The sequence below is a fragment of the Promicromonospora sp. NPDC023987 genome, from assembly GCF_040639055.1.
Classification (GTDB): domain Bacteria; phylum Actinomycetota; class Actinomycetes; order Actinomycetales; family Cellulomonadaceae; genus Promicromonospora.
The window spans coordinates 1-26,036 of sequence record NZ_JBEZZF010000038.1 but is presented as its reverse complement, the minus strand read 5'-3'; the positions used below and the strand labels follow the sequence as shown (position 1 = coordinate 26,036).

Annotated in this window: 25 protein-coding genes; 15 read left to right on the top strand and 10 right to left on the bottom strand. The window is 69.4% G+C overall.

Annotated features, from left to right (window positions below; translation table 11 throughout):
• Positions 1-293: 293 nt before the first annotated feature.
• Positions 294-1,028, top strand: a complete 735-nt coding sequence (locus AB0F40_RS17045; protein ID WP_357469860.1) for a response regulator transcription factor — start codon at positions 294-296, stop codon at positions 1,026-1,028.
• A 110-nt stretch (positions 1,029-1,138) separates the two neighbouring features.
• Here AB0F40_RS17045 and AB0F40_RS17040 read toward each other — a convergent pair whose 3' ends face one another.
• Genes AB0F40_RS17040 through AB0F40_RS17025 form a run of 4 tightly spaced genes read right to left on the bottom strand, consistent with a single transcriptional unit; the run spans position 1,139 to position 5,608 of the window.
• The gene (locus AB0F40_RS17040) at positions 1,139-2,107 is read right to left on the bottom strand and encodes a TQO small subunit DoxD (RefSeq protein WP_357469857.1); all 969 of its coding nucleotides are present in this window, start codon (positions 2,105-2,107) and stop codon (positions 1,139-1,141) included.
• Positions 2,108-2,152: 45 nt separating this feature from the next.
• On the bottom strand, positions 2,153-3,379 hold the full coding sequence (locus tag AB0F40_RS17035; RefSeq protein ID WP_357469853.1) for a hypothetical protein: 1,227 nt from the start codon (positions 3,377-3,379) through the stop codon (positions 2,153-2,155).
• A gap of 49 nt (positions 3,380-3,428) precedes the next feature.
• Positions 3,429-4,889, bottom strand: coding sequence for an ATP-binding protein (locus AB0F40_RS17030; RefSeq protein ID WP_357469850.1), 1,461 nt, complete (start codon positions 4,887-4,889; stop codon positions 3,429-3,431).
• Positions 4,886-5,608 carry a response regulator transcription factor gene (locus tag AB0F40_RS17025; protein ID WP_357469847.1) on the bottom strand — a complete coding sequence of 241 codons (723 nt, stop codon included), beginning with the start codon at positions 5,606-5,608 and terminating at the stop codon, positions 4,886-4,888. Before AB0F40_RS17025 ends, AB0F40_RS17030 begins: the two co-directional genes overlap by 4 nt.
• Positions 5,609-5,807: 199 nt before the next feature.
• Here AB0F40_RS17025 and AB0F40_RS17020 point away from each other — a divergent pair, with 199 nt between their 5' ends.
• From AB0F40_RS17020 to AB0F40_RS17010, 3 genes are all read left to right on the top strand, one after another.
• Positions 5,808-6,269, top strand: a complete 462-nt coding sequence (locus AB0F40_RS17020) for a MarR family transcriptional regulator (protein ID WP_357469844.1) — start codon at positions 5,808-5,810, stop codon at positions 6,267-6,269.
• Positions 6,270-6,388: 119 nt separating this feature from the next.
• Complete coding sequence (locus AB0F40_RS17015; RefSeq protein ID WP_357469841.1) at positions 6,389-6,847, top strand: DUF2231 domain-containing protein; 459 nt, start codon at positions 6,389-6,391, stop codon at positions 6,845-6,847.
• Positions 6,848-7,205: 358 nt separating this feature from the next.
• Positions 7,206-7,838, top strand: coding sequence for a TetR/AcrR family transcriptional regulator (locus AB0F40_RS17010; protein WP_357469839.1), 633 nt, complete (start codon positions 7,206-7,208; stop codon positions 7,836-7,838).
• Positions 7,839-8,001: 163 nt separating this feature from the next.
• Here AB0F40_RS17010 and AB0F40_RS17005 read toward each other — a convergent pair whose 3' ends face one another.
• Complete coding sequence (locus tag AB0F40_RS17005; RefSeq protein ID WP_357469836.1) at positions 8,002-8,868, bottom strand: alpha/beta fold hydrolase; 867 nt, start codon at positions 8,866-8,868, stop codon at positions 8,002-8,004.
• Positions 8,869-9,173: 305 nt separating this feature from the next.
• Here AB0F40_RS17005 and AB0F40_RS17000 point away from each other — a divergent pair, with 305 nt between their 5' ends.
• Together AB0F40_RS17000 and AB0F40_RS16995 are read left to right on the top strand one after the other, a co-directional pair.
• Positions 9,174-9,914 carry an SDR family oxidoreductase gene (locus AB0F40_RS17000; protein ID WP_357469833.1) on the top strand — a complete coding sequence of 247 codons (741 nt, stop codon included), beginning with the start codon at positions 9,174-9,176 and terminating at the stop codon, positions 9,912-9,914.
• 127 nt (positions 9,915-10,041) lie between these two features.
• Positions 10,042-10,821: a hypothetical protein gene (locus tag AB0F40_RS16995; RefSeq protein WP_357469830.1), complete on the top strand. Its 780-nt coding sequence runs from the start codon at positions 10,042-10,044 to the stop codon at positions 10,819-10,821.
• Between the two features lie 118 nt (positions 10,822-10,939).
• On the opposite strand, the gene AB0F40_RS16990 is transcribed toward AB0F40_RS16995, so the two are convergent.
• The gene (locus tag AB0F40_RS16990) at positions 10,940-11,785 is read right to left on the bottom strand and encodes a GntR family transcriptional regulator (RefSeq protein ID WP_357469827.1); all 846 of its coding nucleotides are present in this window, start codon (positions 11,783-11,785) and stop codon (positions 10,940-10,942) included.
• 326 nt (positions 11,786-12,111) lie between these two features.
• Between AB0F40_RS16990 and AB0F40_RS16985 the strand changes: the two genes are divergently transcribed.
• A complete protein-coding gene (locus AB0F40_RS16985) occupies positions 12,112-13,050 on the top strand; it encodes a glycoside hydrolase family 16 protein (protein WP_357469824.1) in 939 nt (312 codons plus the stop codon).
• Between the two features lie 79 nt (positions 13,051-13,129).
• On the opposite strand, the gene AB0F40_RS16980 is transcribed toward AB0F40_RS16985, so the two are convergent.
• Positions 13,130-14,002 carry an L-histidine N(alpha)-methyltransferase gene (locus AB0F40_RS16980; protein ID WP_357469822.1) on the bottom strand — a complete coding sequence of 291 codons (873 nt, stop codon included), beginning with the start codon at positions 14,000-14,002 and terminating at the stop codon, positions 13,130-13,132.
• A gap of 215 nt (positions 14,003-14,217) precedes the next feature.
• Here AB0F40_RS16980 and AB0F40_RS16975 point away from each other — a divergent pair, with 215 nt between their 5' ends.
• Positions 14,218-14,736, top strand: a complete 519-nt coding sequence (locus tag AB0F40_RS16975; protein WP_357469819.1) for a hypothetical protein — start codon at positions 14,218-14,220, stop codon at positions 14,734-14,736.
• Between the two features lie 14 nt (positions 14,737-14,750).
• Here the strand turns inward: AB0F40_RS16975 and AB0F40_RS16970 are convergent, their stop codons facing one another.
• The 3 genes from AB0F40_RS16970 to AB0F40_RS16960 form a co-directional block, all read right to left on the bottom strand.
• Positions 14,751-15,734 carry an NAD(P)-dependent alcohol dehydrogenase gene (locus tag AB0F40_RS16970; RefSeq protein WP_357469816.1) on the bottom strand — a complete coding sequence of 328 codons (984 nt, stop codon included), beginning with the start codon at positions 15,732-15,734 and terminating at the stop codon, positions 14,751-14,753.
• Between the two features lie 193 nt (positions 15,735-15,927).
• Positions 15,928-17,589 (bottom strand): hypothetical protein, encoded by a 1,662-nt coding sequence (locus AB0F40_RS16965; protein ID WP_357469813.1) that lies wholly within the window; start codon positions 17,587-17,589, stop codon positions 15,928-15,930.
• Between the two features lie 317 nt (positions 17,590-17,906).
• The gene (locus tag AB0F40_RS16960) at positions 17,907-19,082 is read right to left on the bottom strand and encodes an enolase C-terminal domain-like protein (RefSeq protein ID WP_357469810.1); all 1,176 of its coding nucleotides are present in this window, start codon (positions 19,080-19,082) and stop codon (positions 17,907-17,909) included.
• Positions 19,083-19,284: 202 nt separating this feature from the next.
• Between AB0F40_RS16960 and AB0F40_RS16955 the strand changes: the two genes are divergently transcribed.
• The 7 genes from AB0F40_RS16955 to AB0F40_RS16925 all read left to right on the top strand — a co-directional run.
• Entirely contained in the window at positions 19,285-20,367 is a 1,083-nt protein-coding gene (locus AB0F40_RS16955; protein ID WP_357469807.1) for a GntR family transcriptional regulator, read from the top strand.
• 53 nt (positions 20,368-20,420) lie between these two features.
• Positions 20,421-21,734 (top strand): extracellular solute-binding protein, encoded by a 1,314-nt coding sequence (locus AB0F40_RS16950; protein WP_357469804.1) that lies wholly within the window; start codon positions 20,421-20,423, stop codon positions 21,732-21,734.
• 4 nt (positions 21,735-21,738) lie between these two features.
• Entirely contained in the window at positions 21,739-22,692 is a 954-nt protein-coding gene (locus AB0F40_RS16945) for a sugar ABC transporter permease (RefSeq protein ID WP_357469801.1), read from the top strand.
• On the top strand, positions 22,682-23,551 hold the full coding sequence (locus AB0F40_RS16940) for a carbohydrate ABC transporter permease (RefSeq protein WP_357469798.1): 870 nt from the start codon (positions 22,682-22,684) through the stop codon (positions 23,549-23,551). The genes AB0F40_RS16945 and AB0F40_RS16940 overlap by 11 nt, the downstream gene beginning before the upstream one ends.
• A gap of 25 nt (positions 23,552-23,576) precedes the next feature.
• Positions 23,577-24,593, top strand: coding sequence for a Gfo/Idh/MocA family oxidoreductase (locus AB0F40_RS16935; RefSeq protein ID WP_357469795.1), 1,017 nt, complete (start codon positions 23,577-23,579; stop codon positions 24,591-24,593).
• Positions 24,590-25,381 (top strand): sugar phosphate isomerase/epimerase family protein, encoded by a 792-nt coding sequence (locus tag AB0F40_RS16930; RefSeq protein ID WP_357469792.1) that lies wholly within the window; start codon positions 24,590-24,592, stop codon positions 25,379-25,381. Before AB0F40_RS16935 ends, AB0F40_RS16930 begins: the two co-directional genes overlap by 4 nt.
• On the top strand, positions 25,378-26,036 hold a 659-nt coding region (locus tag AB0F40_RS16925; protein ID WP_357469789.1), incomplete at its 3' end, for a family 20 glycosylhydrolase. The genes AB0F40_RS16930 and AB0F40_RS16925, both read left to right, overlap by 4 nt.

Here is a 26,036-nt window from a genome sequence, read left to right as displayed (position 1 = left end):
ACACGATCCTGGCGAGACCTCGCATGCCGGGCATCCGCTCGACGACGCAACCGGGACTACGCCAGCCGACGTAGCCCAGAGTCCGTCCGGTACCACGCGGCCGGCTGACGATCCGGTTGCGACGACGCTCCAGCGAGTTTCGTCAACGCGCTCCCGGGAGAGGACACCTTTCGGGTGAGCGCCGTTCTAACAACCGTCTCAGATTCGCTCGGTATGAAATAGGCATCGCCCGGCGAGGCAGGTCTCGGCCTCGCCGGCTGGACCGCCTACGCGACCCTGAAAGGCAGTCATTCATGATCTCTGTGCTCGTGGTGGACGCCCAGCCGCTGCAGCGCTTCGGGTTTCGCATGCTGCTGGAGAGCACCGCCGACACCAAGCTCGTCGGCGAGGCCGAGAACGGCGCCGAGGCCGTACGGCGGACCACCGAGCTGCGTCCCGACGTGGTGCTGATGGACATCCACATGCCGGGCGCCGACGGGATCGAGACCACCCAGCGCATCGTCGCCGCCGGTGGGCGTTCGCGGATCCTGGTGCTGACGACGTTCGACGTGGACCGGTATGCACTCGCCGCGCTGCGGGCCGGGGCGGGCGGTTTCCTGCTGAAGAACACCCGCCCGGAGGAGCTGCTCGCCGGCATCCGGGCCGTCGCTGCCGGGGACGCGGTGATCGCGCCGGCGCTGACTCGGCGGCTGCTCGACGAGTTCGCCGACCGGCTCGGTGATGACCTCTGCGGGCCTGTGCGGAAGGACCCCCGGCTGGACTTCCTGACCAGCCGTGAGCGCGAGATCCTCGTCGCTATCGGCCAGGGCCTGACCAACGGCGAGATCGCGCAACGGTTCACGCTGTCCGAGTCGACGGTGAAGACCCACGTCGGGCGGGTCCTCGCCAAGATCGGCGCACGGGACCGGGTCCAGGCCGTCATCCTTGCCTACGACCTGAGACTCACCCGGCCGGCCGATCTCGCGCGTCCGTCGTGGCGCGACCGTGGTTCCCAGCCGCGCCGCTCCGGGCGGCTCCGCTCCGCGTGATCGACCGCTGCGCTGCCGGGTCCGCCTGCAGCGGGTGGTGTATCGCCCAACTTCGACGGTATTTCCCGGAGCCGTCCCTTTGCGATGCTCGACACCGGGCTTGGGTCCGGTCATGCGGTGGTGACCTGCCCATCGATGACTTGCACTGGCACGTTGACCAGGGGTTTCGTTGCCGGCCCGGCGGTGACCTGGCCGTCGCCGTCGAAAGTGGAGCCGTGGCATGGGCAGCGGAAGCCGGAGTCCGCGGGCGAGACGGGGCAGCCCTGGTGTGTGCAGGCGGCGAGGAACGCCAGGAAGGTGTCGGTCGAGGGGTGCAACAGGTATGCGGCGGAACCGTCCGGTGTGGTGAAGCTTGTCGACGAACCGACGGCGACGGCAGCGACCTCAGCGATCACCGTCGGGGAGCTCGTTCCTGAGGCTGTTGGCCGGCTTGGTTCCGGGTCGGCGGTGGTGCGCCGGGTAAGAGCGACGACAGCGCCGCCGAGGGCAGCGGTCGTCGCGGCGATCAGACCGCCCGAGAGCAAGGTGCGTCGGTCGGCACCGTTCCCTTGCTCTGGGGTGGGGTTCGGCTGGCGACGGCGACGTATCGCGTCGCGCAGGAGGGTAGTCATGGAGAACAGGCCTGCGTCGCCGGCGATCAGCAGCGGGGTCCAGGCGGCGGCGAAGACGATGTCGGCGCCGAAGTAGTACGGGTGGGTCGTCCAGCTGACGGTGAGGAAGAAGCTCAGCGCGAGGAGATACCCGCCGAGTGCGGCGATCCGGGTGAACAGCCCGAGCAGAGTACCCAGCCCGACAGCGACCTCGCCGAAGGCGATGACCAGGCCGGTGACGGTCGGGTACTCGGCCGTGAAAGACACCAGCGGGCCGATCGGCGAGGTCGTCGCGGCCTGCAGCATCTGGGCGTGGACGCCGAGGGGTGAGGTGTGGTCCAGGTAGTTCGGGTCGAGGAGCTTGGAGATGCCCGCGTAGAGGAACGTGCCGCCGAGGAAGACGCGGAGCGGCAGGAGCGCCCAGACCGGTATCCGTGGGGGCGCATCGGCCGGTGGCGTTGTTTCGCCGGGAGGAGGTGTGGGGGACAAGAGAAGGCGCCTTTCATGTCGCAGGTGCGGCGATGAGGATTCGGGTCACGACTTCCGGGGGGAGACCGTCATGAAGTCAACGCACATCTCGTCGCCGGTGCCGTCGCCCCACACCACGTAGCGCGGCGGCAGCTTCCTCAGCTGCGGCAACTGTTTGCGCAGCCCCGCGTCGTGCGTACACGTCACCCGCAGCGTGTCCCCCGGACCGACCTCCAGCGGCGTCGGCAGCTTCACCATCCGCTGGTTGTCGAAGTCGAACTGCGGCACGTCCAGCAGGACCTTGGCCTGAGGCGTGCCTGGGTTGAGCTCGACCTTCATGGACTTCCCGAGCATGTGCATGTGACCGAAATTGGCGAACACCGTCACTGGCTCCTCCACCTCGTGGTCGCAGGACTGGGTGTCACCGGGCTTCGGCACGCCGCCCTCGTTGCACGCCTCCACCAGCTCGTCCGCGAATCCGCCGGCCTCCGACCCGAACCGCTTCTTCACATCCGCGATCGAGGCCGCCCGGTCACAGAGCGGACCCGATTCGTCGGCGGCGCAGGGCAGGTCGGTCGGCGCGTTGACCGTCCACGTCTCGAGCTCCCGGGTCTGCGGCGTGCCGTCCGTCAGCCGCAGCCGCACCGCCGAGCGGTCCGACCCGGCCGGCTTGCCGTCGGTCGCGAGCAGGTTGTAGTGCATCTGGAAGATGATCAGGCTGCCCGGCTCCAGCTTGAAGCCGACGTCCTGGTCGAGCAGCGTCTCCGTGGCGCCCGGTGCCCAGGTGGCCGCCCACACCGCGCCCTGGTCGCCGCCCTCGTCATCGTCGTCCACGAAGTCGGCGCCCTGCACGCCGGTCCCGCCGAAACACTGCCAGCCGAGGCCGGGAGTCTTCGCGTCGTGCTCGCGCACCGCGGCAGCGGCGCCCGGCGGCACCGCGAACACGACGCCGTGGTGCGCGATGGCGACGTTGTCCGGCATGACCTGGGTCCCGGTCAGGAACGCCTCCTTGGTCAGGCCCGGATCCAGCACCTGGCACCGGTACTCGTCCACGGCGCCCTCCGGCGGCGTGGGCGTGTAACCCTCGGGCATCTTCAGGTCGAGGAACCGCTCGCCGGCGCGCAGCGGCTGCGGTGGAGCCGCTGACGCGCCCGCGTGCGCGCTGTGCGGGCCGGCCGCAGTGGGCGCCGCACCGTTGTCGGCGGCCGACCCGCAGGCGGCGACAGCAAGCACCGTCGCCAGTGCCATGGCGGCCGCCCCGAACTTCCGCAGTGCACTCTCAGGTTTCGTCATGGCCAGAACGCTAGGCCGGAGCTCGTCCGGTTTCGTCGTACCGCGGTCCTCACTTTCGGGAGGGAGGTGGTACCACGGTACGTCTCGCCGGAGCGCCGTTCAGGGCGGGTGGGACCGCGGCCGGAAGGTCGACCCGGAGCAGCGCGCCACCGCGTGCGGACCGGGCGACGGTGACCCGGCCGCCGTGGGCGTCGACGACTCGCTTCACGATCGACAGCCCCAGGCCGGATCCCGGCATCGCCCGGGCGCTGTCGGCGCGGTAGAACCGGTCGAACACCCGCGGCACGTCGGCGGCGTCGATGCCCGGCCCGGCGTCGTCGACCTCGAGCACCGCCGACGCGCCCTCGGCACGGAGCCGGACCTGGACCGGCTGGTCCGCAGGAGACCACTTGCCGGCATTGTCGATGAGGTTGAGCACCGCCCGTTGGAGGCCGGCGGGACGCCCGCTCACCCACACGGAGGTCACGTCGAGCGCGACCTCGATGTCGGGCACACGGGACCGCGCCCGGGTCGCGGCGACCACCACCACGTCGGCGAGGTCGATCACCTCGGTGCTCTCGTCGCTGACGTCACCGCGCGCCAGGTCGGTCAGCTCGGCGGCAAGGGTGCTCAGCTCGGCCACCTGGGCGCCGAGATCGTTGAGCAGCCGCGTCCGGCTCTCCGCCGGCAGCGCGCTGTCCAGGGTGCCGCGCCGATCGAGCCGGATCAGCAGCTCGGCGTTGAGGCGCAGGCTGGTGAGCGGGGTCTTGAGCTCGTGGGCGGCGTCCTCGGCGAGCAGCCGCTGGGCCCGACGGGAGTCCCGGAGCGCGGCGAGCATGTCGTTGATCGCCTGGATCAGCCGCCGGATCTCCCCGCCGCCCTCGTCCGGGATGTCGGCGTCGAGATCCCGCGTGTGCGCGACACGGACCGCGGCGGCGGTCAGCCGGTCGATCGGCGCCAGCCCGGTCCGCGCCACGGCCCGCCCGACCAGGGCGCCGCCGACCACACAGAGCAGCCCGATCAGCAGCATGCCGAACCCGAACTCGTTGATCGGGCCGTCGTCGGCGGCGCGGGCCACCTGGACCGCACCGTCGCCCGCCCGCAGCGTATAGACGAGGTACCCGCCGTCGTCGCTGTCGCCCGACTCCATCAGGACGGCCGACGCGCCCTGCGCCACGCGCCCGGCGTGCTCGCTGACCGGGGGCAGAGCGGGTTGGCCGGCCGGCGTCCGGATCGAGCCGTCGGGCAGGATGACCCGCACCAGCCGACCGGATCCGGGATACGGCGCCAGCTGCACCTGCGCCAGACCGGCGCGCTCCGCGTCCGTCGCCAGGACCCGGGAGTCGGCGCGCAGCTGATCCTCCGCGGCGTCCCGCAGCTCCCATTCCAGTAGCTCGCTGGCCACCTGGAAGGCCAGGAACACGCAGACCGCGATGGCCGTCGCCGCGATCACCGTCAGCCTGGTCCGCAGGGACCGCCGGCGCCACCAACGGGTCAGCCGGCGCGAGCCCCGGCCGGCGGGCCTGCTCACGGAGGAGTCTCCCGCAACGTGTACCCCAAGCCGCGCAACGTGTAGATCAGTCGCGGCTCACCCTCGGCCTCCAGCTTGCGGCGCAGGTAGCTCACGTACACCTGGAGGTTGTTGGCAGTGGCGCTCATGTCGAAGCCCCAGATCGCCTCGAACAGCGCGTCGCGGGTCAGTACCCGGTTCGCGTTGCGCACGAGGACCTGCAGCAGGGAGAACTCGGTCCGGGTCAGACGGAGCGGTCGCCCGCCCCGCCACGCCTCGAACCTGTCGGGATCGACCCGGACGTCGGCGAACGACAGGATCTGCGACTCGTCGTCGCCCGGCGCGCGGCGACGCAGCAGGGCCCGCACCCGCGCCAGCAGCTCCTCGGTGGCGAACGGCTTGGGCAGATAGTCGTCGGCGCCCGCGTCCAGCCCCGCGACCCGGTCGAAGACCTGATCCCGAGCGGTCAGCATCAGCACCGGCAGATCCCGACCCGCCGCCCGCAACCGCCGGCAAGTCTCCAGCCCGCCGAGGCGGGGCATCATCACGTCGAGGATCAGCAGATCCGGTGCGTCGCCACCGAACCCGTCGAGCACGGCGAGACCGTTGACGACGGTGCTGGTGTCGTAACCCTCGACCTGGAGCACCCGCTCCAGCGACTCACGGATAGCCGCCTCGTCATCCGCGATCATGATCCGCACGCCGGCCCGCCCTCTCCAGTCGATGCTTTTGCCGCTCATTGTCACCGATCAACCTGAGACCAGGATTAGAACGTCGCCGCTGTGGTCCTGCTCGACTTGCTCAGTCCTGAGCTGCCGGGCGCGGCCGGGGCGGTCGCGCTTGATCGACGGCGGTTCGGTGTATCAAAGCTGGGTTCACGCTGCCATCGAGGGCGGCACCGCGCTACACTACATAGCAAGCAATGTAGTTGGGGGACTGATGGACGAGAAGCCGCCGTTTCGCCGAACTTCGCTCGGCTATCAGGTCAATCACCTGGCCCGGGTCTTCGAGGCCGCTCTGCGGACGCAGATCGCACCGTTTGGCGTAACTCCCGGGCAGTTCCCGGCGTTGTTGTGCCTGTTCGAGGAGGACGGGCTCACACAGGCCGAGATGTGCTCGCGCGTACAGATCGCGCAGCCGACGATGGCTAACACTCTGCGCCGTATGGAACGAGACGGCCTCGTCACCCGGACGCCCTCACGCCAGGACGGGCGCAGCTCGCAGGCCTGGCTCACCGACCGTGCACGTGAGATTGAAGACGATCTTGTCCGTATAGGTCGGGGGATCAATGCCGCTGCCGCCGTCGGCCTGAGTGAGGCAGAGGCTGAGGCTCTGCTGAAGTCGATCTCGCTGATGATCGGCAACCTGACACTGCTTCTGGAAGGTTCGCGCGATGAATAGTCCACGTTTCGCTCCCCGGCTGACCGCTGTGGCGGTGATCGTGCTCTGCGTCTGCGGCCAGGTACTCCTGTCCAGCCCTCACCACGACCCGACGACCACAGAGAGAGGGCGGATCTGAGATGTCCCACCGGAATCCTCCCCTCCACCCGCTTGTCGTCCACGCCTCCGTGGTTTTGACGCCGCTGCTCATCGCTGTCAGCCTCGCACGCATCGCCGTCCCGTACTGGTCCGGCGCGCTCGACTGGGCAGTGATCGCCCTGGCCATCGTCACACCGATCGCGGCGGTAGCGACCAAGCTCAGTGGCGACGCCCTCAAGGCCGAACGCTACGAGGATGCCGCCGACACAGAGCAAGCATGGATCGACCAGCACGAACGCTGGGGTATCCCCGCCGTGGCCTCAGCCGTCGGACTGAGCGTGTTCAGCCTGGCACGGGTCCTCGTGGGAGGTGCCTGGGGCGGGTTCATGACCGCTGTACTGACCGGCTTTGTCCTGCTCTTCGCCGCCGCCGCCGCGTTCTTCGTCGTGCGTGCCGGCCACTCCGGTGCGACGACTGTGTGGAGCACGCTCCAGCGCTAGCGACTGACTGACGACGGAGTAGATGCGAACACCCCGGAACCCGACCGTGTGCCGGGGTCTTGGTGCGCACCTCACGCAGATGGACTCCGCCGTCGACGGCGAGGACCTGACCGGTTAGCGCTTGTGCCCCGTCCGAGGCCAGGAAGGCCACGGTGTCGGATGTCAGCTCCCGGTGATCAGGAGGAGCTTGCCGGTGGTCGCGCGCGACTCGGCGTGGGCGCGGTTGGAGAACCACGTGGTCGTCTACGAGACACGTCGCCGTCCGGGACCTGTTGCCTGGCGACGAGGACGAGCTGTGCTACCACCGCCTCGGATCGAGTAGGGTACCGTTCGGTACTCAAAGGTCTAGGCTTGACGTGTGACAGCACAAGAGAAGGGCCCCATTGGCCGTCCCAGGGGATTCGACGCCGACGAGGCCTTGCAGCAGGCGATGCTGGTCTTCTGGGAGCACGGCTACGAAGGCGCAAGCCTGAGCCAGCTCGAAGCCGCGATGGGCATCACTCGCACGAGCATGTACGCGGCCTTCGGCAACAAGGAACAGCTGTTCCGCAAGGCCTTGGAGCGCTACGACGCAGGCCCCGCGGCGTACGGGGACCGTGCGATGGAGAAGCCCACTGCGCGCGAAGTCGCCGCGGCGTTCCTTGCCGGTGCCGTCATGGCGACCACGCGCCCTGGCGGGCCTGCCGGGTGCCTTGGCGTGCAAGGCGCGCTCGCCACCGGGGACGCAGGCCGGGCAGCCCATGACGCTTTGGTCGCCTGGCGTGAGGACGGCGGTGCTCGCCTCCGTCACCGGATACAGCGAGCCGTGGACGAAGGCGATCTGCCCGCGGATGCTGACGCGGGAAGACTCGCCCGGTACATCATGACGGTGTCGTTCGGTATCGCCGTCCAGGCTGCCGGCGGTGTCTCCCGCGCCGAGCTGCAAGAAGTCGCCGAGACCGCCCTGTCGGACTGGCCACCCGGTCGCGACGTGTACGCGGACACTCCGTAGGTCGCGCCTGCTGCGCGGGTTCGGCTTGGATCTTGATCGAGTCGGTGAGTCGGGACGCCGCGCCACGCTCGCGCCGTAGCGAGCGTGCCCGGAGGGCAGGGTCATGCGGCCAGCTGCCGCTTCAGCACCTCGGCGTCGTGCAGGGCGGACATGTGGTCTCCCGTCAGCCGGGGGGCGTGAGGTGGTCTACCACGTGGGCCAGCACGTCGGCGTCGCCAAGGATGCGGTTGTGCCCGAGACCGGTGGTGGTGACGAGCGCGCCGCTGTGCGGGTGCGCCTCGAGCAGCAGCTTGCTCTGGCTCGGTGAGATCTGCTGGTCGCCGTCGTCGTGCAGCCAGAGTGCCCGGACGCGGCTCGGGAGCGGACGTGCCACCAGGTCGAACCGGTCGGCGACGTCGGGAGTGACCTCCGGGTCGTCCCGGAGCTGGCGTGCCCACGCCTGCGAGAACCGGTCGCGGAGCGTCCACGGGAGCCCGATCGTCCGCACGAACACGTCCTCGGTGAAGCTGAAGGACGCGATGCTCGCGATCCCGGCGAGGCGTTCGGTGGGGACACCGTCACGAACGGCGACACCGGCCGCGAGACTTCCGAGGGAGTGGCCGACCACGCCGGCCCACGGTCTGTTCTCGACGTCGGTCAGGCGTCGAACGACGGCGACGTCGTCGAGCGCGGTGCGGATGCGCCCGCCGGAGTCGCCATGCGCCGGCGCGTCGTAGGCGACGACGCGCAGACCTGCTGCGGTGAGCGTGGTGATGAGGCTCCCGAAGGCAGACGCGCGGCTCTGCCAGCCGTGCACGAGCAGGACCGCAGGGGTATCCGGGTCGCCCCAGGTGTAGGTCACGACGTCGACGCCCTTGTGCGGCACGAGGCTGCGTCGCGCCGCCTCGTGCACCGGACGGTCGGCGGTGCGGACCGGTGCCGGACGCCCGACGCGCAAGAACGCGCGCGCGGCGAGGGCTGCGGCAGGACCGGGTGCGGTCCGGCCGAGGAACTCGAACACGCCACGGACCGCGGCGGGTGCCTGAGGCATGGGTGCTCCTTGGTCGGAGGGCAACGGCTGGGCGGGTGATGTCGTGTGGCAGCGTGTCACACCGGGAACGGTAGTCCGTGGTCCTCGGACATGAGCTCGACATCGATCGGCACAGCGGCGAGCAGTCCGGCGTTTGCGGACGTCATGACGGCGGAGAAATGCATCCGCGCGAACGCCGTCCGGAGCGCTCTGTCAACTTATTCGGCACCGATCGGTACGCATCGTGCTACTCTCTTGTTCGGTATCGATCGATACTTAACGACAGGTGGTCGCAGACCGCACGTTCAGGAGCGGAGTCAAGGACGATGGGACAGTTCGACGGCAAGACTGCAGTGGTGACGGGCGGTAGCGCCGGGATCGGTCTGGAAACGGCCAGGCGGCTGGCCGCGGAGGGCGCGCACGTGTTCATCACGGGCCGGCGCGAGACCGAGCTCGACAAGGCTGCCGCCGAGATCGGCAACGCTACGGCAGTGCCTGGCGACGTCAGCGTCGCGGCCGATGTGGACCGGCTCTACGCACTCGTGCACGAGCGCGGACAGGGCCTGGACATCGTGTTCGCCAACGCGGGCATCAATGCGATCGTGCCCCTGGAGGAGCTCACCGAAGAGGTGCACGACTCCGTCTTCGACATCAACGTCAAGGGCACCTTCTTCACCGTGCAGAAGGCCCTTCCGCTCCTCAACGACGGCGCCTCCGTGATCCTCACGGGTTCCACAGCGGGTGACGGCGGGTCCGCCGGCATGAGTGCGTACGGTGCCTCGAAGGCAGCGGTGCGCGCCTACGCGCGCGCCTGGAGCAGCGAGCTCGGCGGTCGTGGCATCAGGGTCAACGTCGTCTCGCCAGGACCGGTGGACACGCCGTTCTGGGTCACGGCCTTCGGCGACCGCGCCCCGGAGATGATCGAGGGTGTCGCGTCCGGCACCCCTGCACAGCGGCCCGGCAGCCCGGAGGAGGTCGCCGCTGTCGTCACGTTCCTTGCCTCGTCCCAGAGCAGCTTCGTCTACGGCGCGAATCTCTACGTCGACGGCGGACTGGGGCAGATCTAGCGACGGGCCGCCGGGCCTCCGTCTTTCGATGGAAGCCCGGCGGTTGGATCCTTTGCCCGGCGCGGGTGGAGGGCGCGGCTCGTAGCGTCGGCTCACGTCAGAATCACCCGCGACGGAATGAGCCGACATGAGCGCTGCGGTGACCGCGCACCGCTGGTACCGCTGGGTGGACCGGGAGCTGGCCCGGATGGATCCGGAGACGGACTGGGAACGCATGGTTTCCCTGCACGTCAGCCACCAGATACCGGTGCTGGGGCTCGCGATGATGGTCTTCCCGAGCACGATGCGGATGATGCAACCGGCGCAGGGTGCCGCGACGCTGGCCCACACCGGAAAGCTGGAGCGGCACCCCGGTCGCCGGTTCCACGACGGCAACCACTACCTGATGGCCTGGATGGTCGACGGTGTGACGAGCGCCGCGGGCAAGGCCGCCGCGGAACGGCTCAACCGGGTCCACCACGCCGTGGACCGGGGGAGCCCCCAGCTGCCAGGGAACTTCGACGACGTCGACGACTTCGTCTATCCGCTCGTGCTGCTGGCCACGACGAGTGACAGGCTCTGCACGGCGCTAGGGTTGCGCGGCACGAGCGAGGCGATGAAGATCGCCTGGCACCGCTGGGCGCAAGCACTCTTCCGGCAGCTGGAGCGCGCGTCCGGCCCGCTGGCCGGCGAGGCGTTCCCGCAGGACTGGAACGCGATGACGGAGTTCGCCACGATGTTCGACGCCCGAAGCTACGAGCCGACGCCGGCCGGCCAGCGGCTCGCGACCGCGATGACCGAGCACTTCGCCCGGCGCTGGTTCCCGGCCCCCGTGCGCTGGTTCGGCCGGGACCTGACCAGGTTCCTGGCGGGGGAGCGAGTTAGCCGCCAGCACGGGCTCGGCTGGCTCAGCCCCGGGCGTGAGTGACTCGTGCGGTTCGTCCTGCGGGAGGCGCTGCGGGCTCAAACAGCGTTACCCGACTACCGCACACCGCTGCCCGAGCGCTTGCGCCGGGCCCGGAACCGACCGGCACTCGCTGAGCTCCTCAGCGATCTGGGTGGACGTCTCCGACGGTGAACGCGCTGATCGACTCGCCCTGCGAGAAATCGCCCCTCGGTATGCCCGGGTGATGTCCTTCGTACTTGCCGCCCGGTGCTGCGTCCGCGACCTGGTCGAGGGCGAGTCGCGAGACGATGCGATAGCGGTCGCCCCGGTAGATGGAGTGGACGTACTCCACGGGGCGCCCGTCGGTATCAGTGGTGAGCCGTTCGAACAGCAACGCGGGGGACAGTTCCGGGACGTCCAGGAGGTCGGCCTCGCTGGCGCTGACCACTGTCGGTTCGATCGCCTGAACTGCCTCGTGGACGCGGACTCCGTGGTCCTGCCGTAGGTGTTCGTAGAGGTCACCGCTCTCCAGCTCTCGGGCAGTGAGGCCAGGTACCCGGTCGGCTGGGATATGCAGGTGTTCGATCGCCATCGGGGATCCGTCGACCAGGCACAGCCGTGCCACGTACGCGATCTCTGCGCCGGGGGAGACGTGGAGCTTGCGTCCGATACGAGCGCCGGCAGGGATAAGAGTGAACTCCAGGAGCTGCCGGGACCAAGTTCCGCCGGCGCGCGGCATCTGCATCGCGTGCTCTCCGCCGACGAGCTCCTGAGTGATCTTCTCCGGGGCGACGAACATTCCCCGGCCCTGTTCGCGCACCAGCCGTCCGGCGGCCACCAGCTCATCGACAGCCGCCCGTATCGTCGGCCGCGACACACCGAGCTCGGCGCACAACGCACGCTCGGACGGGATCAGATCGCCGGCTCTACCAGCCTCGATGATCTCGAGTATGAAGCTGCGCACGCGCTCGCGCTTGAGGACCGTTCCCGGTTCCTTGGTATCCATCGAGTCGGACCTCCCGTCGCTCCGTGGCGATACGTGACCGTCCTACCATTCTCCCTCCGACGTGACCAATGATTGTCAGTGGTCAGGGCAGTGTGTGACCAGTTTCCTCGGGTACGGGTAGCGCCGCTAAAGAGGCGCGATCATCTGCACTTACGCGCGGTATGACGGGTGTTGACAGCAATCTGCGCCTGTGGAAGATTGCCGGCGAACGACCAACTGGTAAAGGTGCCAGATCGACTGGTCAAGTCGATGTCGCGATACCCCGCGTCGCAGAAAGGAGCAGCAGCCGTTCGGCCGCAAAGGAGCAACGATGCAAAGGAGCAACGATGCCAATCTCGAACAGGAGCCGTACCCGGCTTGCCGCCACCATCCTGGCACTCGCCCTGGCCACGGGAGGTGCTGCGGGCCTGATAGGCGGCGCGGCGCCGCCCGCGGCCGGAACGCCTCCGTCACCTGGCGCGCCGGTGTCCGAGCAGACCGAGCAAGTTCTGCTGTTCGACGACTTCGACGGGACTTCCCTTGACACCAGCCTGTGGACACCCGGCCTGCATCAGTGGGGCAGCGACAACAACGGCGTCGTGCCCGAGAACGTCTGGCTGGACACAGTCTCCGATGGTGCGGGCGGCAGGCTCTCAGCGCTGGTCACCAGGGCCAACGGCGACGACTACGACGGCTCGGTGCGTGGGATCAAGGCGACCGACGCGTCGTATCCGATCGGTGACCCGCGCCGGTACACCCGCCAGGACACCGGTGTGCGCACCGGCGGACTGGTCTGGACGAACGAGCGGTACGGCGCCGGTCGCTACGAGGTGCGGATGAAGGCTCTGCCGTACTCCGGCGGTTGCTCGTGCGTCTGGAACTACTACAACCCCGACGACGGCAGCGACTACACCGAGATCGACATCGAGATCCCGGCGGCAGGCACGGCGGACCGTTCCGACTGGCGGCAGTGGGTCGGGTTCAACAGCTATATCGCCCCGACCGCGGCCGGTGGGACGTCCGAGGACGTCGATGTCAACATCGACAACCACGACGGTGCGTTCCACACCTACCGGTGGGACTGGTACGACGGCAGTGGCGGCACGGCGCGGATCGAGTTCTACATCGACGACATCCACTTCACCACCCAGACCCTGACCGTCCCGACCTCGCCGGCCCCGCTCTGGGTCGGCAACTGGGCAGCGCACTGGTCGGGCAGCTTCGACTACGACACCCAGTACCTGTACGTCGACTGGGTCCGGATCAGCACCCTCCCCGCCTCGTGACCACACGGCCTCACCAGCTGCAGAGGAGAGGTAGGTCGTCCAGGTTGCCAGCCCGTCTCCCGACGACGACGTGACCGGTTCACGTGCGGCGGGCGGCCCAGACCGTGCGCTCGGTGCGCATCATCAGGTCGGTGCGGCGCGGGATGTAGTGCGGGCTGCTGGCGTCGAGAAGCCGGTCGAGCGCGGTGAGGTCGCTGGGGGAGAGCAGCCCGGCGACGACGCCGCGGAGGCGTTGCAGGACGCCGAGGGCGTAGCGGCCGACCGCCTCGTTGCTCGGACCGTCGATGTTCACGGCGATCGTGCGCTCGTCCTCGATGGTGAATCTGGCCGCGACCAGCATCGGTCCCCAGTCGGCGCCGCGGTGCGGCATGTGCTCCGCCTGGAGGCGGTCGGTGGCGGCGTGGATGCGCTCTTCCAGGCCGGGCCTCTCGGACGGAAAGTCTTCGGGCAGGAACCGAGGCTGTCCGGCCAGCTCGACGACGGCGAACAGACCACCAGGCGCGAGTGCGTCATGGACGGCACGCAAGGCACGGTCGGGGTGGCCCAGGTGGTGCATCGAGGCGGAGGCCCAGACCAGGTCCGGTGAGCCGAGGTCGGGCCAGGGGGTCTCGTCGAGGTCGGCCTGCACGATGCGCACACGGTCCTGGACACCTCGCGCGGAAGCCCTGGACAGCAGGCGCTGAAGGTGCTCGGTCGAGGTGTCGACCGCGAGGACGTGTGCGTCGGGGAACCGATCGAGGAGGGCGAAGGTGCCCGTGCCCGTACCGCAGCCCAGGTCCACGACGTGGCGCGGCGTCTCGTGCAGCGGCAGCCCGGCGGCGATGGAGGCGATGTGGTCGGCGAGGAGCTCGGCGTCCAGGTCGAGGATCTCCGCCTGACCGTCGGGTCCGTGCTCATGGTGGTGACCGCCCGACGGGTCGTGGTGGTGGGGGTGCGCGCGTGCGTGGTCCATGCTCGCCACGCTAGGCGAGGGGATGCGCATGCAGCAAGGGAAATCCCTCTTTGCGCAAGGCGATGGCCCGGCGTGATGCACGACGCGCAAGAGTCTGCGCCCGGGGCGGCCCGTCGGCCACGACGCCAGATTCGGGCTTGCGTCCTCAGCAACGGTCGGATGGGATCCTTGCATATCTGGCAAGGAGCCATGCCTTCGGCGTCGGCCTGGCGTCGATGGGGCTTTTCATCTCCGCGGACAGCAACTACCTGGCCATCTTGCCGGGCCTGCTCGCCGTGGGCTTGGGCATGGGCCTGGCGATGACGCCCTCCACCGAGGTCATCACCAGCTCGTTGCCGGCTGACAAGCAGGGGGTCGCCTCCGCGCTCAACGACATCACCCGCGAGTTCGGCACCGCCCTGGGCGTCGCGCTGCTGGGTGCGCTCCTGTCCGCTGGGTACCGCGACTCGATCAACAGTCGCCTGGTCGGCGTGCCGCAGGAGGCCGCGGATACTGCCCGTGAAGGCCTCGCCAACGCCGCAGAGGTCTCGCGCGGCGCCGGTGCACACGCGGAGCAGATCATCCAAGCCGCTCGGGAGTCCTTTGTCGACGGCTGGCAACAGACGATGTGGGTAGGTGCCGCCGTCATGCTCGCGCTGTTCATCTACATCGTCGTGCGCGGTCCGAAAGCGTCCGCAACCGGGACGGTGGACGCGACCGAGGCGGTCACCGCCCCAGCGACGGTCGGCATCTGATCTGTACCTGCCGGTCAGTCGGTCAGCGTGACGACGACCTTGCCCCGCACCCCGCCCTGCTCCAGCCGTCGATGGGCGTCGGCGACGCGTGAAAGCGGAAAGGACTCGTCGACCAGGGGTCTGAGGACACCGGTATCGGCCATCTCGGAGATCTCGTTGAGCAGCGCCGCGTCTGGTGCACCGCGGAAGAACCGTATGCGGCTACGCCCATGGACGGCTGATGCCGCAATGGTGGCGAGGCTGCGCACCAGGTGGTCGGTGTCGAAGCGCGCGGCGATCATCCGGCCGCCTGGGGCGAGCAGACGGCGGTACCGGGGCAGCTCGGTGCCGACCGTGTCGAACACGACGTCGAAGCGGCCCAGGTCGTCCGGGCTGGTGGTGCGGTAGTCGTGCGCTTCTGCGGCCCCGAGCCCAGTGACGAAATCGAGGGTCGTGGCACCGGCGAGAGCGGTGACCTTCGCGCCCAGTGCCACACCCATTTGCACGACGGCGCTGCCAACGCCGCCGGCCGCGCCCCGGACGAGCAGTCTCTCTCCATCGCGCAGACCGGCCTTGTGACGCAAGCCGATCAGCGCTGTGAGGGAGCCGACCGGCAGCGTCGCCGCTTGGGCCGGGTCCAGGGTGCGGGGCGCTGGCGCGAGGCAGTCGGGTGGCACGGCGACGTACTCGGCAAGGCTGCGGAGCGTCTGTCCCGACTCGTCGGGCTTCTCTTCCAGAAGACCCCACACACGGTCTCCTACCGAGTAGGTCGTGACCGCGTCGCCTACCTCGACGACCTCGCCGACGAAGTCGAGCCCGGTCTGTCGTGGGAAGGGCCCTCGCATGAACCACGACGGAAGCGCTCCTGATCGCAGGACCAGCTCTCCGCCGTTCACCGTGGCCGCCAGTACTCTCACCAGCACGCGGTCCCGTCCGGTGACGGGCCTCGGGACAGTGCCCTCGTACAGGACGTCCGGCGGGCCGTACCTGTCGAAGAGGGCAGCGCGCATCTCGGTCATCGGGTGCTCCTAGCGTTGTGAATCGAACTGATGATCCTGCCAACGAGCGAGGTGGAGGCACCCTTCCGCATTCGCGTCAAGTGAGAGAAGTTTCTCGACGACTCTCTCCGTTGCACCGTTTCACGGTTGTGTGCCTGCGCGGACGACGACTCGACACCCGGTGTCCCACAACCGGGCGTCGAGCCGTTGACCCTTACTGCGGCAGCCCAGGCCCGTCGGGCCCCGCACCGGGCACCGGGTAGTAGACGGCGTCGTCGCCCCATTCCGAGGGCAGCGCGAGCAGGGTGTCGAAGTGGTGCATCGCGACGCCGCCGAACGACGGCTCGTCCTCGAACACCCCGTACACCTTGTCCAGCTCCGCTTCGAGGACGGTGCGTCCCTCCTCCCAGAACGTGACGGTCTCGGGGTCGCCCCCTCCCGACAGATCCTTCGTCTCGACGCCGATGACCACCGACTGCTCCTTGCCGATCGAGTTCGCGTACTCGATCTCGTGCGCGGCCTGCGCGATGATGCCGGCGCTGCCGTCAGCCGTGTCGCGGTAGTCCATGATCGAGATGTAGTCGGTGAGGTCCTGGATGTGGTCGCTCAACGGCTTGGACTCACCCTTCCACGTGATCGCCTGGCAGCAGGTCGAGCTGTCGAGCCAGCGTGGGATCGCCGGTCCGACCAGGATCGGCAGTCCCGAGGCATCCCTGCGCTCGATGAGGTGCTCGAGAACCTCGAGCCAGCGCACCGGCAGGTCGTTGCCCGGCACCTTCCACTCGGAGAGAATGTACGGCTCGATGTCGACGTTCACGCCGTCGAACCGGGCTTCGGGCGGCACCGCGAGGTTGTAGTCCAGCACCTTCTCGAACTCGTCGACGGCGAAGTGCTCGAACTGCTCGAGTGCCCCGAGGTACGGCGGCTGGGTACCGCCGGCCACCGTCGCCTGCACGTGGTAACCACGGTCCTTGGCCCAGCGGACGAAGTTCGCGACCGCGTCCCGGTCTTCCCGCAACATGTCGCGCGCGCCGTACGAGCCGACAGCGAAGTAGATCGTGCGGATGGGATCAGAGTCGAACGTCTCCGTGTCGTCGAGCACCGCGGCGAGGCGATCCCGCGCCGCCGGATGGAAGACGGCCTCGTACGACGCCCGCTCCCACACCCAGATCGAGCGGTCCTGGTCATATCGCTGGGGCGACTCCGCCTCGGCACCGCCGACCGAGACGTACCGGGTCGGCGCCTCGTCACGGTGTCCGTGGACGTCGATCGCGCGAGCCTCGATGCTTACGAACGCCGGCTTCCGCCCAGCGTCCACCCACGCCCGGAAGTCGCCGTCGCTGTGGGGCAGCGCCGTGGCCCTGCGCCAGCGGTCGCCGTTGAGGCGCACCTCCACGCGGCGCAGCCGATGCGCCGACTCGACGTGCACGACGACCCCGACGAGACGCGACCCGTGCGGGCCCTCGCTGGGTGACGTGATGGACACGACGGGGCGTGCGGCCGCCGGGTTGTCGACGTCGACCGCGATGAACGGTGACCACGTCGTGTAGAGCGTCGTGAGGTCCTTGCCTCGCACCGCGAGGTCCAACCGCCCGTCGCGATCGGAGATGTCGAGGTCGACGGACCACGTGCCGTTCGCCTCGTCGAGCTGCACCGGAACGAGCTCCTGCGCTCCCACCACGACGACCAGGTCGGCGGTGTCGCGGTAGGTTCCGGTCACGGTGAGGGCCTCGCCGCTCACGGTGTCGCCGTCGGCGGGTGAGGTGATCGCGATCTTGCCGGGTTCCGTCTCGGCCGCTTGCGAGACCGGCGCGGTGGCGAGCCCGCCGAGCAGGCCGATGAGTGCCACGGCGGACAGCCAACGTTGTTGTTTCACGGTTGTTCCCTTTCTGTCATCCGGATCCTCGACGGTCGCGAACGGAGCGCGGACAGGTAAGTGGCAGGGTGGCGGCGACTTTGCCGCGCGCCGGCCGGCGCTCCGGATGGCCGCATCGGACGCGCCCAGGATCCGCGTGGCCGCACACTGCTTTGTGGGCGTCGCGTCGTCGAGGATCCTCGCTGCGACCGTCGAGGTGTTCGCACACCAACGTCGACCGCGTCTCCGGCGGCGTCAAGCAGTTCGGCGGTTTCAGGAATGAATCCCGACGACCCGAGAGGGTCCGGCCGGGCCTGGCATGGCATGGCCCGTTCCCATCAGGCGAACAGGTCGAAGGACAGCTCCGCGACCGCCGTCTCGTCGACGTCGACGCCGAGGCCCGGAGCGTCCGGGACGGTCGCGACCCCCTGCTCGACCCGTACGCCGTCGCCGGCGACGTAGCTCGACTCGACGAACTGGCGGCCGTTGAGATCGACGGCCGTGTCGAGGCCGAACGCGGCGAACAGGTGCAACGACGCCGCGAAGCCGAGCTCGGTGTCGGTGAGTCCGCTGCCCATGATCCCGAGCCCCGCGTCCTCGGCGTACTGGCAGAGCCGTCGCGACAGCAGCAGCCCACCGCTGCGCTGGACCTTCGCGATCGCGATGTCGAGCGCGTCGAGGCGGAGCGCGGCGACGAGGTCGGACGGATGCCGGAGGCTCTCGTCGAGGGCGATCGGTACCGGCGAGGCAGCCCGGAGTCGTCCGAGCCCGGCGAGATCGTTCGCGGGCAGCGGCTGCTCGAAAGCCACGACCCCGACATCGGCGAGCGAGCGGGCGAGGCTGAGCGCCCCGTCGAGCGTGAACCCCTGGTTGCCGTCGATCCAGAGCTGCCCGTCGGGTGCCTGGTCCCGCACGGCCCGGACCATCGCCAGCTCGTCGGCGACCCGGTGCATGCCGACCTTCACCTTGAAGTGGCGGTACCCACGGTCGCGGCCCTCGGCGACTGCGGCGATCGCCGCCTCGGGCGAGTCGCCGGAGACGATCCAGCCGAGCTCGATGTCGTCGCGCCGCCGCTGGCCCCACAGCTCGCCGACCGAGACCCCGAGGGCCCGCCCGACCAGGTCGTGCAGCGCCAGGTCGACGGCGCTCTTGGCGAGGGGCGCTCCGATGCTGATGCCGCGGTTGATCACCGTGTCGAACCGGCGAGCGACGCCGTCGAGGTCCCAGACGGGGTGTCCGACGATCGCGGGGCCGAGGTAACGGTCGATGGTGGTGAAGATCGACTCGGCGGTCTCGTAGGTCCATGCGGGTGTCGGGGTCGCCTCGCCCCAGCCCGCGTGGTCGCCGGCTTCGACCCGGACGAGGATTCGCGTGGTCGTGCTGTCGGCCGACGTCACGGTGCCGCCGGCGATCGCGAACGCCGCCTTGGTCGGCAGGCGAACTGCGAAGACGTCGACGCGTTCGATCAGCAGGCCGGAAAGGCGATCGATGGATGACGCTGCGTGCTCTGGCATGTTTCCTCCTCTTTGTGGGAATGAATATCGAACATTCATTCCTGGTGTATCGGGCGTGACTTCGGTAAACCTACCGCCATTCGTTCTTGACGGTTGCCGAATTCCCGGCGTACTGTCCCATCTCATCAACCCAAACATCGTCGTTGAAGGGTTTGAGTAGAGAATGAATTCATTCCATAAATCGCAGACGTTGTTCCGGAGCGTGGCCTCCCAGCTCCGCGACCGGATCGACGCCGGCGAATGGCCGTTCGGCGGTCGGCTCCCCACCGAGGCGGAGCTCTCGAAGGCGTACTCCGTCGGCATCAACACCGTTCGGCGTGCGGTCGAGCTGCTCGTCGACGAGGGCGTGGTCACGCGCCGCCAGGGCTCGGGAACCTACGTCGCCGTGCGGCGGCACGGCAACGGCTCCCAGTTCGTCGGCGTGATCGTGCCGAGCACCAGCTACTACTTCCCGAGCGTCATCGCGGGGATCGAGCGGGTCACCGGTGCGGCCGGCGCCCGGCTCATGCTCGCCTCCAGCGACTACGACCCAGCCCTCGAGCTCGTCCGCATCCGTGAGCTCATCGAGTCGGGGGCCTCCGGCCTGCTCATCGCGCCGACCCTCCATCTCGGTGACCCCACCGATCAGCTGGAGGCGATCCGCTCGCTGCCGGTTCCGACCATGCTGCTCGAGCGGCGCCCGCCGTCTCCGGCGCCCGACGACACGCTCTCCTACATCTGTACCGACGTCGTCGGCGGAGGATATTCCGCCGTCCGCCACCTCGTGGACCAGGGGCGACGGCGCATCGGTTTCCTTGGTCGAAGCGACACCGCCACGGCTGATCAGGTGTACGAGGGCTACCGCCGGGCGATCTCCGACCTCGGGCTCGACCAGGTTCCGTCCGCCGCGGTGCGCGCCCCGGAGTGGCCGGCCGCCGCGCTCGAGGCGTACACCCACATCGCGCGGGACGAGCGGCTCGATGCCATCTTCTGCCTGGGCGACCGCGAGGCCACGGCCCTCCTGCCCCGGCTCCGGGCAGCCGGTATCAGGGTGCCCGCCGACCTCGCCGTCGTGGCGTACGACGACGAGGTCGCCGATGTCGCGGAGGTGCCGCTCAGCGCCGTCTCGCCGCCGAAGTTCGAGGTGGGCCGGCTCGCGGCCGCGACGCTGCTGCGGCAGATCGCCCTGAACGAGACCCGGCATGCGGTCAGGACCCTGCTGCAACCAAGCATCACCGTCCGGGCATCGAGCGTGCTCGAACCGTCGACCGAACCGGCAGAGCAGCCGGCGATCGCCGCGCACTGACCAGAGGTGCACCGACGCACCATCCCTATCGCACAGCTCAGAACGGAAGCATCATGAACAACCGACACCCCAAGATCGTCCGCACCGCTGCGGCCCTCTCGATCGCCGGACTGACCCTCGCGGGCTGCGCCGGCGGCGATGACGCCGCCGGCACGACCACACTGACCATCGGGTACTACGCCGCGGCCGGAAGCGCCGCCGACACCACCATGCAGGAGCTCGTCGACGAGTTTCGCGAGGCGAACCCGGACGTGACCGTCGAGGTGCAGTCCGCGCCGTACGTCGACTTCTTCAAGCGGCTCCGCACCCAGGTCGCCGGGGCCAACGCACCCGACGTCTGGCTCTCCGACGGGGTGCTCGTGCAGGAGTTCGCGGCGCGTGGCAGCCTCCGCGACCTCTCCGAGTACGCCGAGCAGATCGACGAGTCCGACTACATCGGCGTCGACCTCCACCGAGACCAGGAGGGGCACCTCTGGGGCTTCCCGCAGGCCGCGCAGGCGCCGGTGCTCTTCTACAACGCAGCCATGTTCGAGGACGCGGGCCTCGACGCGCCGACCGACGACTGGACGTACGAGGACCTCGCGGAGGCCGCGCGCGAGCTGACGGTGGACAAGAACGACGACGGGCGGCCCGAGGTCTACGGGTTCCGTGCCTTCACGCCCGGCTTCACCGAGAGCTGGTGGCCCATGATCCGCGCGTTCGGGGGCGAGATCATCGACGACACTCGTACCGAGGTGACCGTCGACAGCGCCGAGTCCGAGGCTGCTCTTGAGTGGGCGACCGAGGCGATCGGCCCGGACGGTTTCGCGCCCGACGTGGTCGCGACGGAGTCGCTCGGCTCCGTGCACGAGCTGTTCGCCAACGAGACGGTGGCCATGTCCTTCGGGATCTACGCACGGTCGCAGGCCGCGCTCGCCGGCGACGTCGACTTCGACGTCGTCCGCATGCCCACCGGCCCGTCGGGCGACCGGGGCGAGATCGCGATCGTGAACGCCTGGTCGGTGAACGCCGCGACGACCGACGCCGAGGCGGACGCGGCCTGGGAGTGGATCGAGTACTTCTCCTCCGAGGAGCCGCAGACGCAGTGGGCCGAGCTCGGCGAGGGCATCCCGATCAACCGGGCGGTCGCGGAGTCCGACGCCTTCCTCGGCGCCGAGACGGCGCCCGCGAACCGACAGGCCTTCCTCGACGCGCTGGAGGAGGCCGAGGACATGGGCGAGAACGCCGTGTGGTCGGAGTACACCGCCGCGATAGGCGATGAGATCACTGCCGCGATGTCGGGCGACACGACGATCGCCGACGCGCTGTCCGCAGGGGAGCAGGGCGCCCAGGAGAGCATCGACCGCTTCCTCGCCAGCCAGGAGTAGTCCCATGGCGATCACGATGAACAAGCAAGCGGCGGAGCTGCCCGCCGGCGCCTCGGACCCCCCGGCGCGCACACCCGGAAAGCGCCGGCGCCGACGCGGCATGGGATGGGGCGTCCTGTTCGCCTCCCCCTACCTCGTGCACCTCCTGCTGCTGACGCTGTGGCCGCTTCTCGCCTCGCTCGTCTTCGCGTTCACCTCGTACGACATGGTGAACCCGCCCCAGTGGGTGGGACTGGCGAACTTCGAGCGGCTGGCCGGCGACCCGATGTTCTGGCGCACCCTCGGGAACACCGCGTACTTCGCCGTGCTCTTCGTGCCGCTGCAGACCGGTCTCGCCCTGCTGCTGGCGACCGCCCTCAACCAGAAGCTGCGCGGCATGGCATTCCTGCGGGGCGCGTACTTCATCCCGGTGATCTCCTCGTGGGTGGTCGTCGCCTTCGTCGCGGACGCCATCTTCAACTCCCGGTTCGGCGTCGCGAACACGGTGCTCCAGTCGCTCGGCCTGCCGAGGCAGGACTGGCTGCAGGATCCGGCGCTCGTGATCCCGACCCTGGTAGCCGTCGCCGTGTGGAAGGGCGTCGGGTACATGGCGGTGCTCTTCCTCGCCGGCCTGCAGGCGATCCCCGAGGAGCAGTACGAGGCCGCGAAGCTCGACGGGGCGAACGCGTTCCACCGGTTCCGCTACGTCACGCTGCCCTGGATCTCCGGAACGACCTTCCTTGTCCTGATCCTGACGGTCATCCAGACCCTGCAGTCTTTCGACCAGGTGTTCGTGATGACCGACGGCGGCCCGAACGGCGCCAGCGAGCTGACGGTCCTGTACCTCTACCGCCAGGGCTTCGAGTACTTCCAGATGGGATACGCCTCAGCGATCGCATGGGTGCTCCTCGCGATCATCATGCTGCTCACCCTCATCCAGTTCCGTCTACAGAAGAGGTGGGTGCACTATGCCGCTTGAGACTCTCGAGCGTCCGACGCTCCGCCGAGACCGGCGCAAGCGCGCACTCCGCAAGGTCCCGGCGTACCTGTTCGTCGTCGCTGGTGCCCTCGTCATGATCGTGCCGTTCCTCGCGGCGTTCAGCAGCTCGCTGAAGTCGTACGAGCAGTACATCCAGGTGCCCCCCGTGTGGATCCCCGATCCCGCGCACTGGGAGAACTACCTCGAGGTCTGGCAGCGAGCGCCCTTCAACCTCTACCTGATGAACAGCGTCATCGTCGCGGTCGCGTCGGTGGCCGGATGCCTGCTCACCAGCTCCATGGTCGGGCACGCGCTGGCGCGCATGGTGCTGCCCTGGCGGAACGTCCTGCTCACGACCGCGGTCGGCACGATGATGCTTCCCACGGTCATCTCGATCGTGCCGAGCTTCATCCTCTTCAAGTCGTTCGGCTGGCTCGACACGCTGCTCCCGCTGATCGTGCCGTACTGGCTGGCGACCCCGTTCGGGATCTTCCTCATGCGGCAGGCGTTCCTGGCCATCCCCAAGGACTTCGAGGAGGCTGCGACCCTCGACGGTGCCAACCCGTGGCAGGTGTTCTGGCGGGTGCACCTCCCGCTCGTGAAGCCGTCGCTCGCGACGCTCGGCGTCTTCACGTTCATGGCGACGTGGGGGGCGATCCTCGAACCGACCATCTATCTCGTCTCACCCGAGAACTACACCCTGCCGATCGGCGTGCAGAGCCTCCAGGGGCAGTTCGCCGGCGACGAACAGCTCGTCACGGCCGCGGCGCTCATGAGTCTCGTGCCGATCCTCATCGTCTTCCTCCTCGCGCAGCGCTACTTCGTGCAAGGCGCCGCGAACGCCGGCATCAAGGGCTGAACGCATGTCAATCGAAAGGAACCCTGTGAACTCCACCCCATTCCGCGTGGGCATCATCGGTGCGGGATCGATCGCCGAGCTGCATGCCGCGGCCGTCACCCGAGCGGGACACCGCGTCGTCGCGGTCTGCGACGTCCGCGAAAAGGCGGCCGACCGGCTCGCCTCGACGTACGAGGCGCGCGGCTACACCGATCATCGGCGCCTGCTCGCCGAAGCAGAGGTCGACGGGGTGATCATCACGGTGCCCCACGCCCTCCATGCGCCCATCGCGCTCGACGCGATCGCCGCGGGCACGCACGTGCTCGTCGAGAAGCCGCTCGCGGTGCGCCCGGCGGAGGCGCACCGGATCATCGCGGCCGCGCAGGCGGCGGGGGTCGTGGTTGCCGTGGGGCACGTCCTGCACTTCATGCCGAACCTGGTAGCGGCCGACGAGCTGATCCGTTCCGGCGCGATCGGCGCGCCGGTGCTGCTCACCGAGCGACGGGCGTCCGACTACTCCGACGGCTCACGGCCCGACTGGTTCTTCGACCCTGCCATCGCGGGCGGCGGCATCCTTATGAACGTCGGCACGCACGCCATCGACCGGATCCAGTGGTTCGGTGGCAGCCCGATCGTGCGTGCGCACGGCTTCGTCGCGGCCCGACCCGGAAGCCGCGTCGAGACCGAGGTGATGTCGGTCTTCGAGCTCGCGAACGGGGCACGGGCATCGCTTACCGTCACGGGCACCGGCCTGCCGTTCACCGAGGTGATGTCCGTCGTCGGCGAGACCGGCGCCCTCACCGTCGAGCGGGGGCACGGCGTACGACTGTTCATCGGCGGCAACCTCCAGGACACGATCGCCCCTGGTGACGACGACACGTCCACGGCGTTCGCCGACCAGTTCCTCGACTTCGTGCACGCCGCGACATCTGCCGACCGGCCCCGCGTCAGCGCGCAGTACGGGCTCGAGGTGCTGGAGGTGGCCCAGGCCGTCTACGAGTCGGCCCGGCGCGGTGAACCGGTCGATGTGCCGGCCCGCGTCACCGAGGAGGTGGCGGCATGAGCGCCGACGACCGTCCCCTCGCGTTCAGCTCGCTCGGTGCGCCCGGCGCGACCGTGGCCGAGCTCAAGGAGATCGCCGATGCCGGCGGCATCCGCTCGGTGGAGCTCCGTTGCGCCGATGGTGAGCTGCTCGCACCCGACACCTCCCTCGAGGAGGCGCGCCGGCTCGGCACCGCTCTGGCCGAGGCGGGCCTCCACCCGATCTGCGTCGCCTCGTACGTGCGGATCGCGCGTGATGATGGTGATCCGGTCGGCGAGGCGGTCGCGCACGTACGCCTCGCCGAAGCGGTCGGCAGCCCGTTCGTGCGGGTCTTCGGCGGCGTCGAGGGCGTCGCCGAGTCCGAGGAGGTCGCGGCCCGGCGTCTCGCCGACGTCGCGGCCGCGATCGAGGGCAGCGACGTGACGGTGCTCATCGAGACGCACGACGTGTTCCTCACGGGCGCCGCCCTCTCCCGCATCCTCACCCGCGCCGGGAGCGACCGGCTCGGTGCCCTCTGGGACGCGGTCAACCCGTGGCGTGCAGGTGAGTCGCCGGAGGCGACGGCGGCGGCCCTCGCCCCGTGGCTGCGGCACGTGCAGCTGAAGGACGCCGCCGGCCCGACGGAGCTCGCCCCGGTCCTTCCGGGCGGCGGGGCGGTGCCGCTGCGGGGCATCCTCGAAGCCCTCGACGGCATCGGGTATACCGCCGCCATCTCGCTCGAGTGGGAGCGGGCCTGGTATCCGGAGGTCGCCCCGCTCCCGATCGCGATCGACGCGTTCCGCGGCGTGCTCGCCGCGCACTCGTCATGACCGACGGCGCGGACGTTCTGCCCGTCGTCCCGCTCCCGCGCACGGTGTGGCGACACGCCGGGGTGCTGGCGCTGCACGGCCTCGTCGAGGTCGACGTCGATCCCGGGCTGTGGCCGCACGTCCGCGCCGCGGCCGAGCCGCTCGGCTTCGTGCCGAGCTCAGGCGGCGTCCCGCGCGGCAGCAGACCGGTCGGGGTGCTCCGGGTCGATCCGGAGCTCGGTGCGGAGGTCTTCCGGATCGCCGTCCAACCGACCGGGGTGGCGGTGACCGGCGGCGACCCGGCCGGTGTGTTCCGGGGGCTCACCGTGCTCCGTCAGCTGCTACCTCCGGCGTTCGGGTTCGTGCGCGGCACGCGCCCCGCCGAGCTGCCGTGCGTCGAGATCGAGGACGCTCCGGGCAGCGGATGGCGCGGCTTCATGCTCGACGTCGCCCGCTGGTTCGTCGAGGTCGACGAGATCCTCCGCCTGATCGACCTCATGGCTCTGCTGCGGCTCAACGTGCTGCACCTGCATCTCACCGACGACCAGGGATGGCGGCTGCAGGTTGATGCCTGGCCGCGCCTGACCGAGGTCGGCGCGTGGCGCGTCGGCACCACGCGCCGACCGCCACCACGGGTCGACGGCGCCGGCGGCGTGGGCGGCGGGGATGGGGCTCG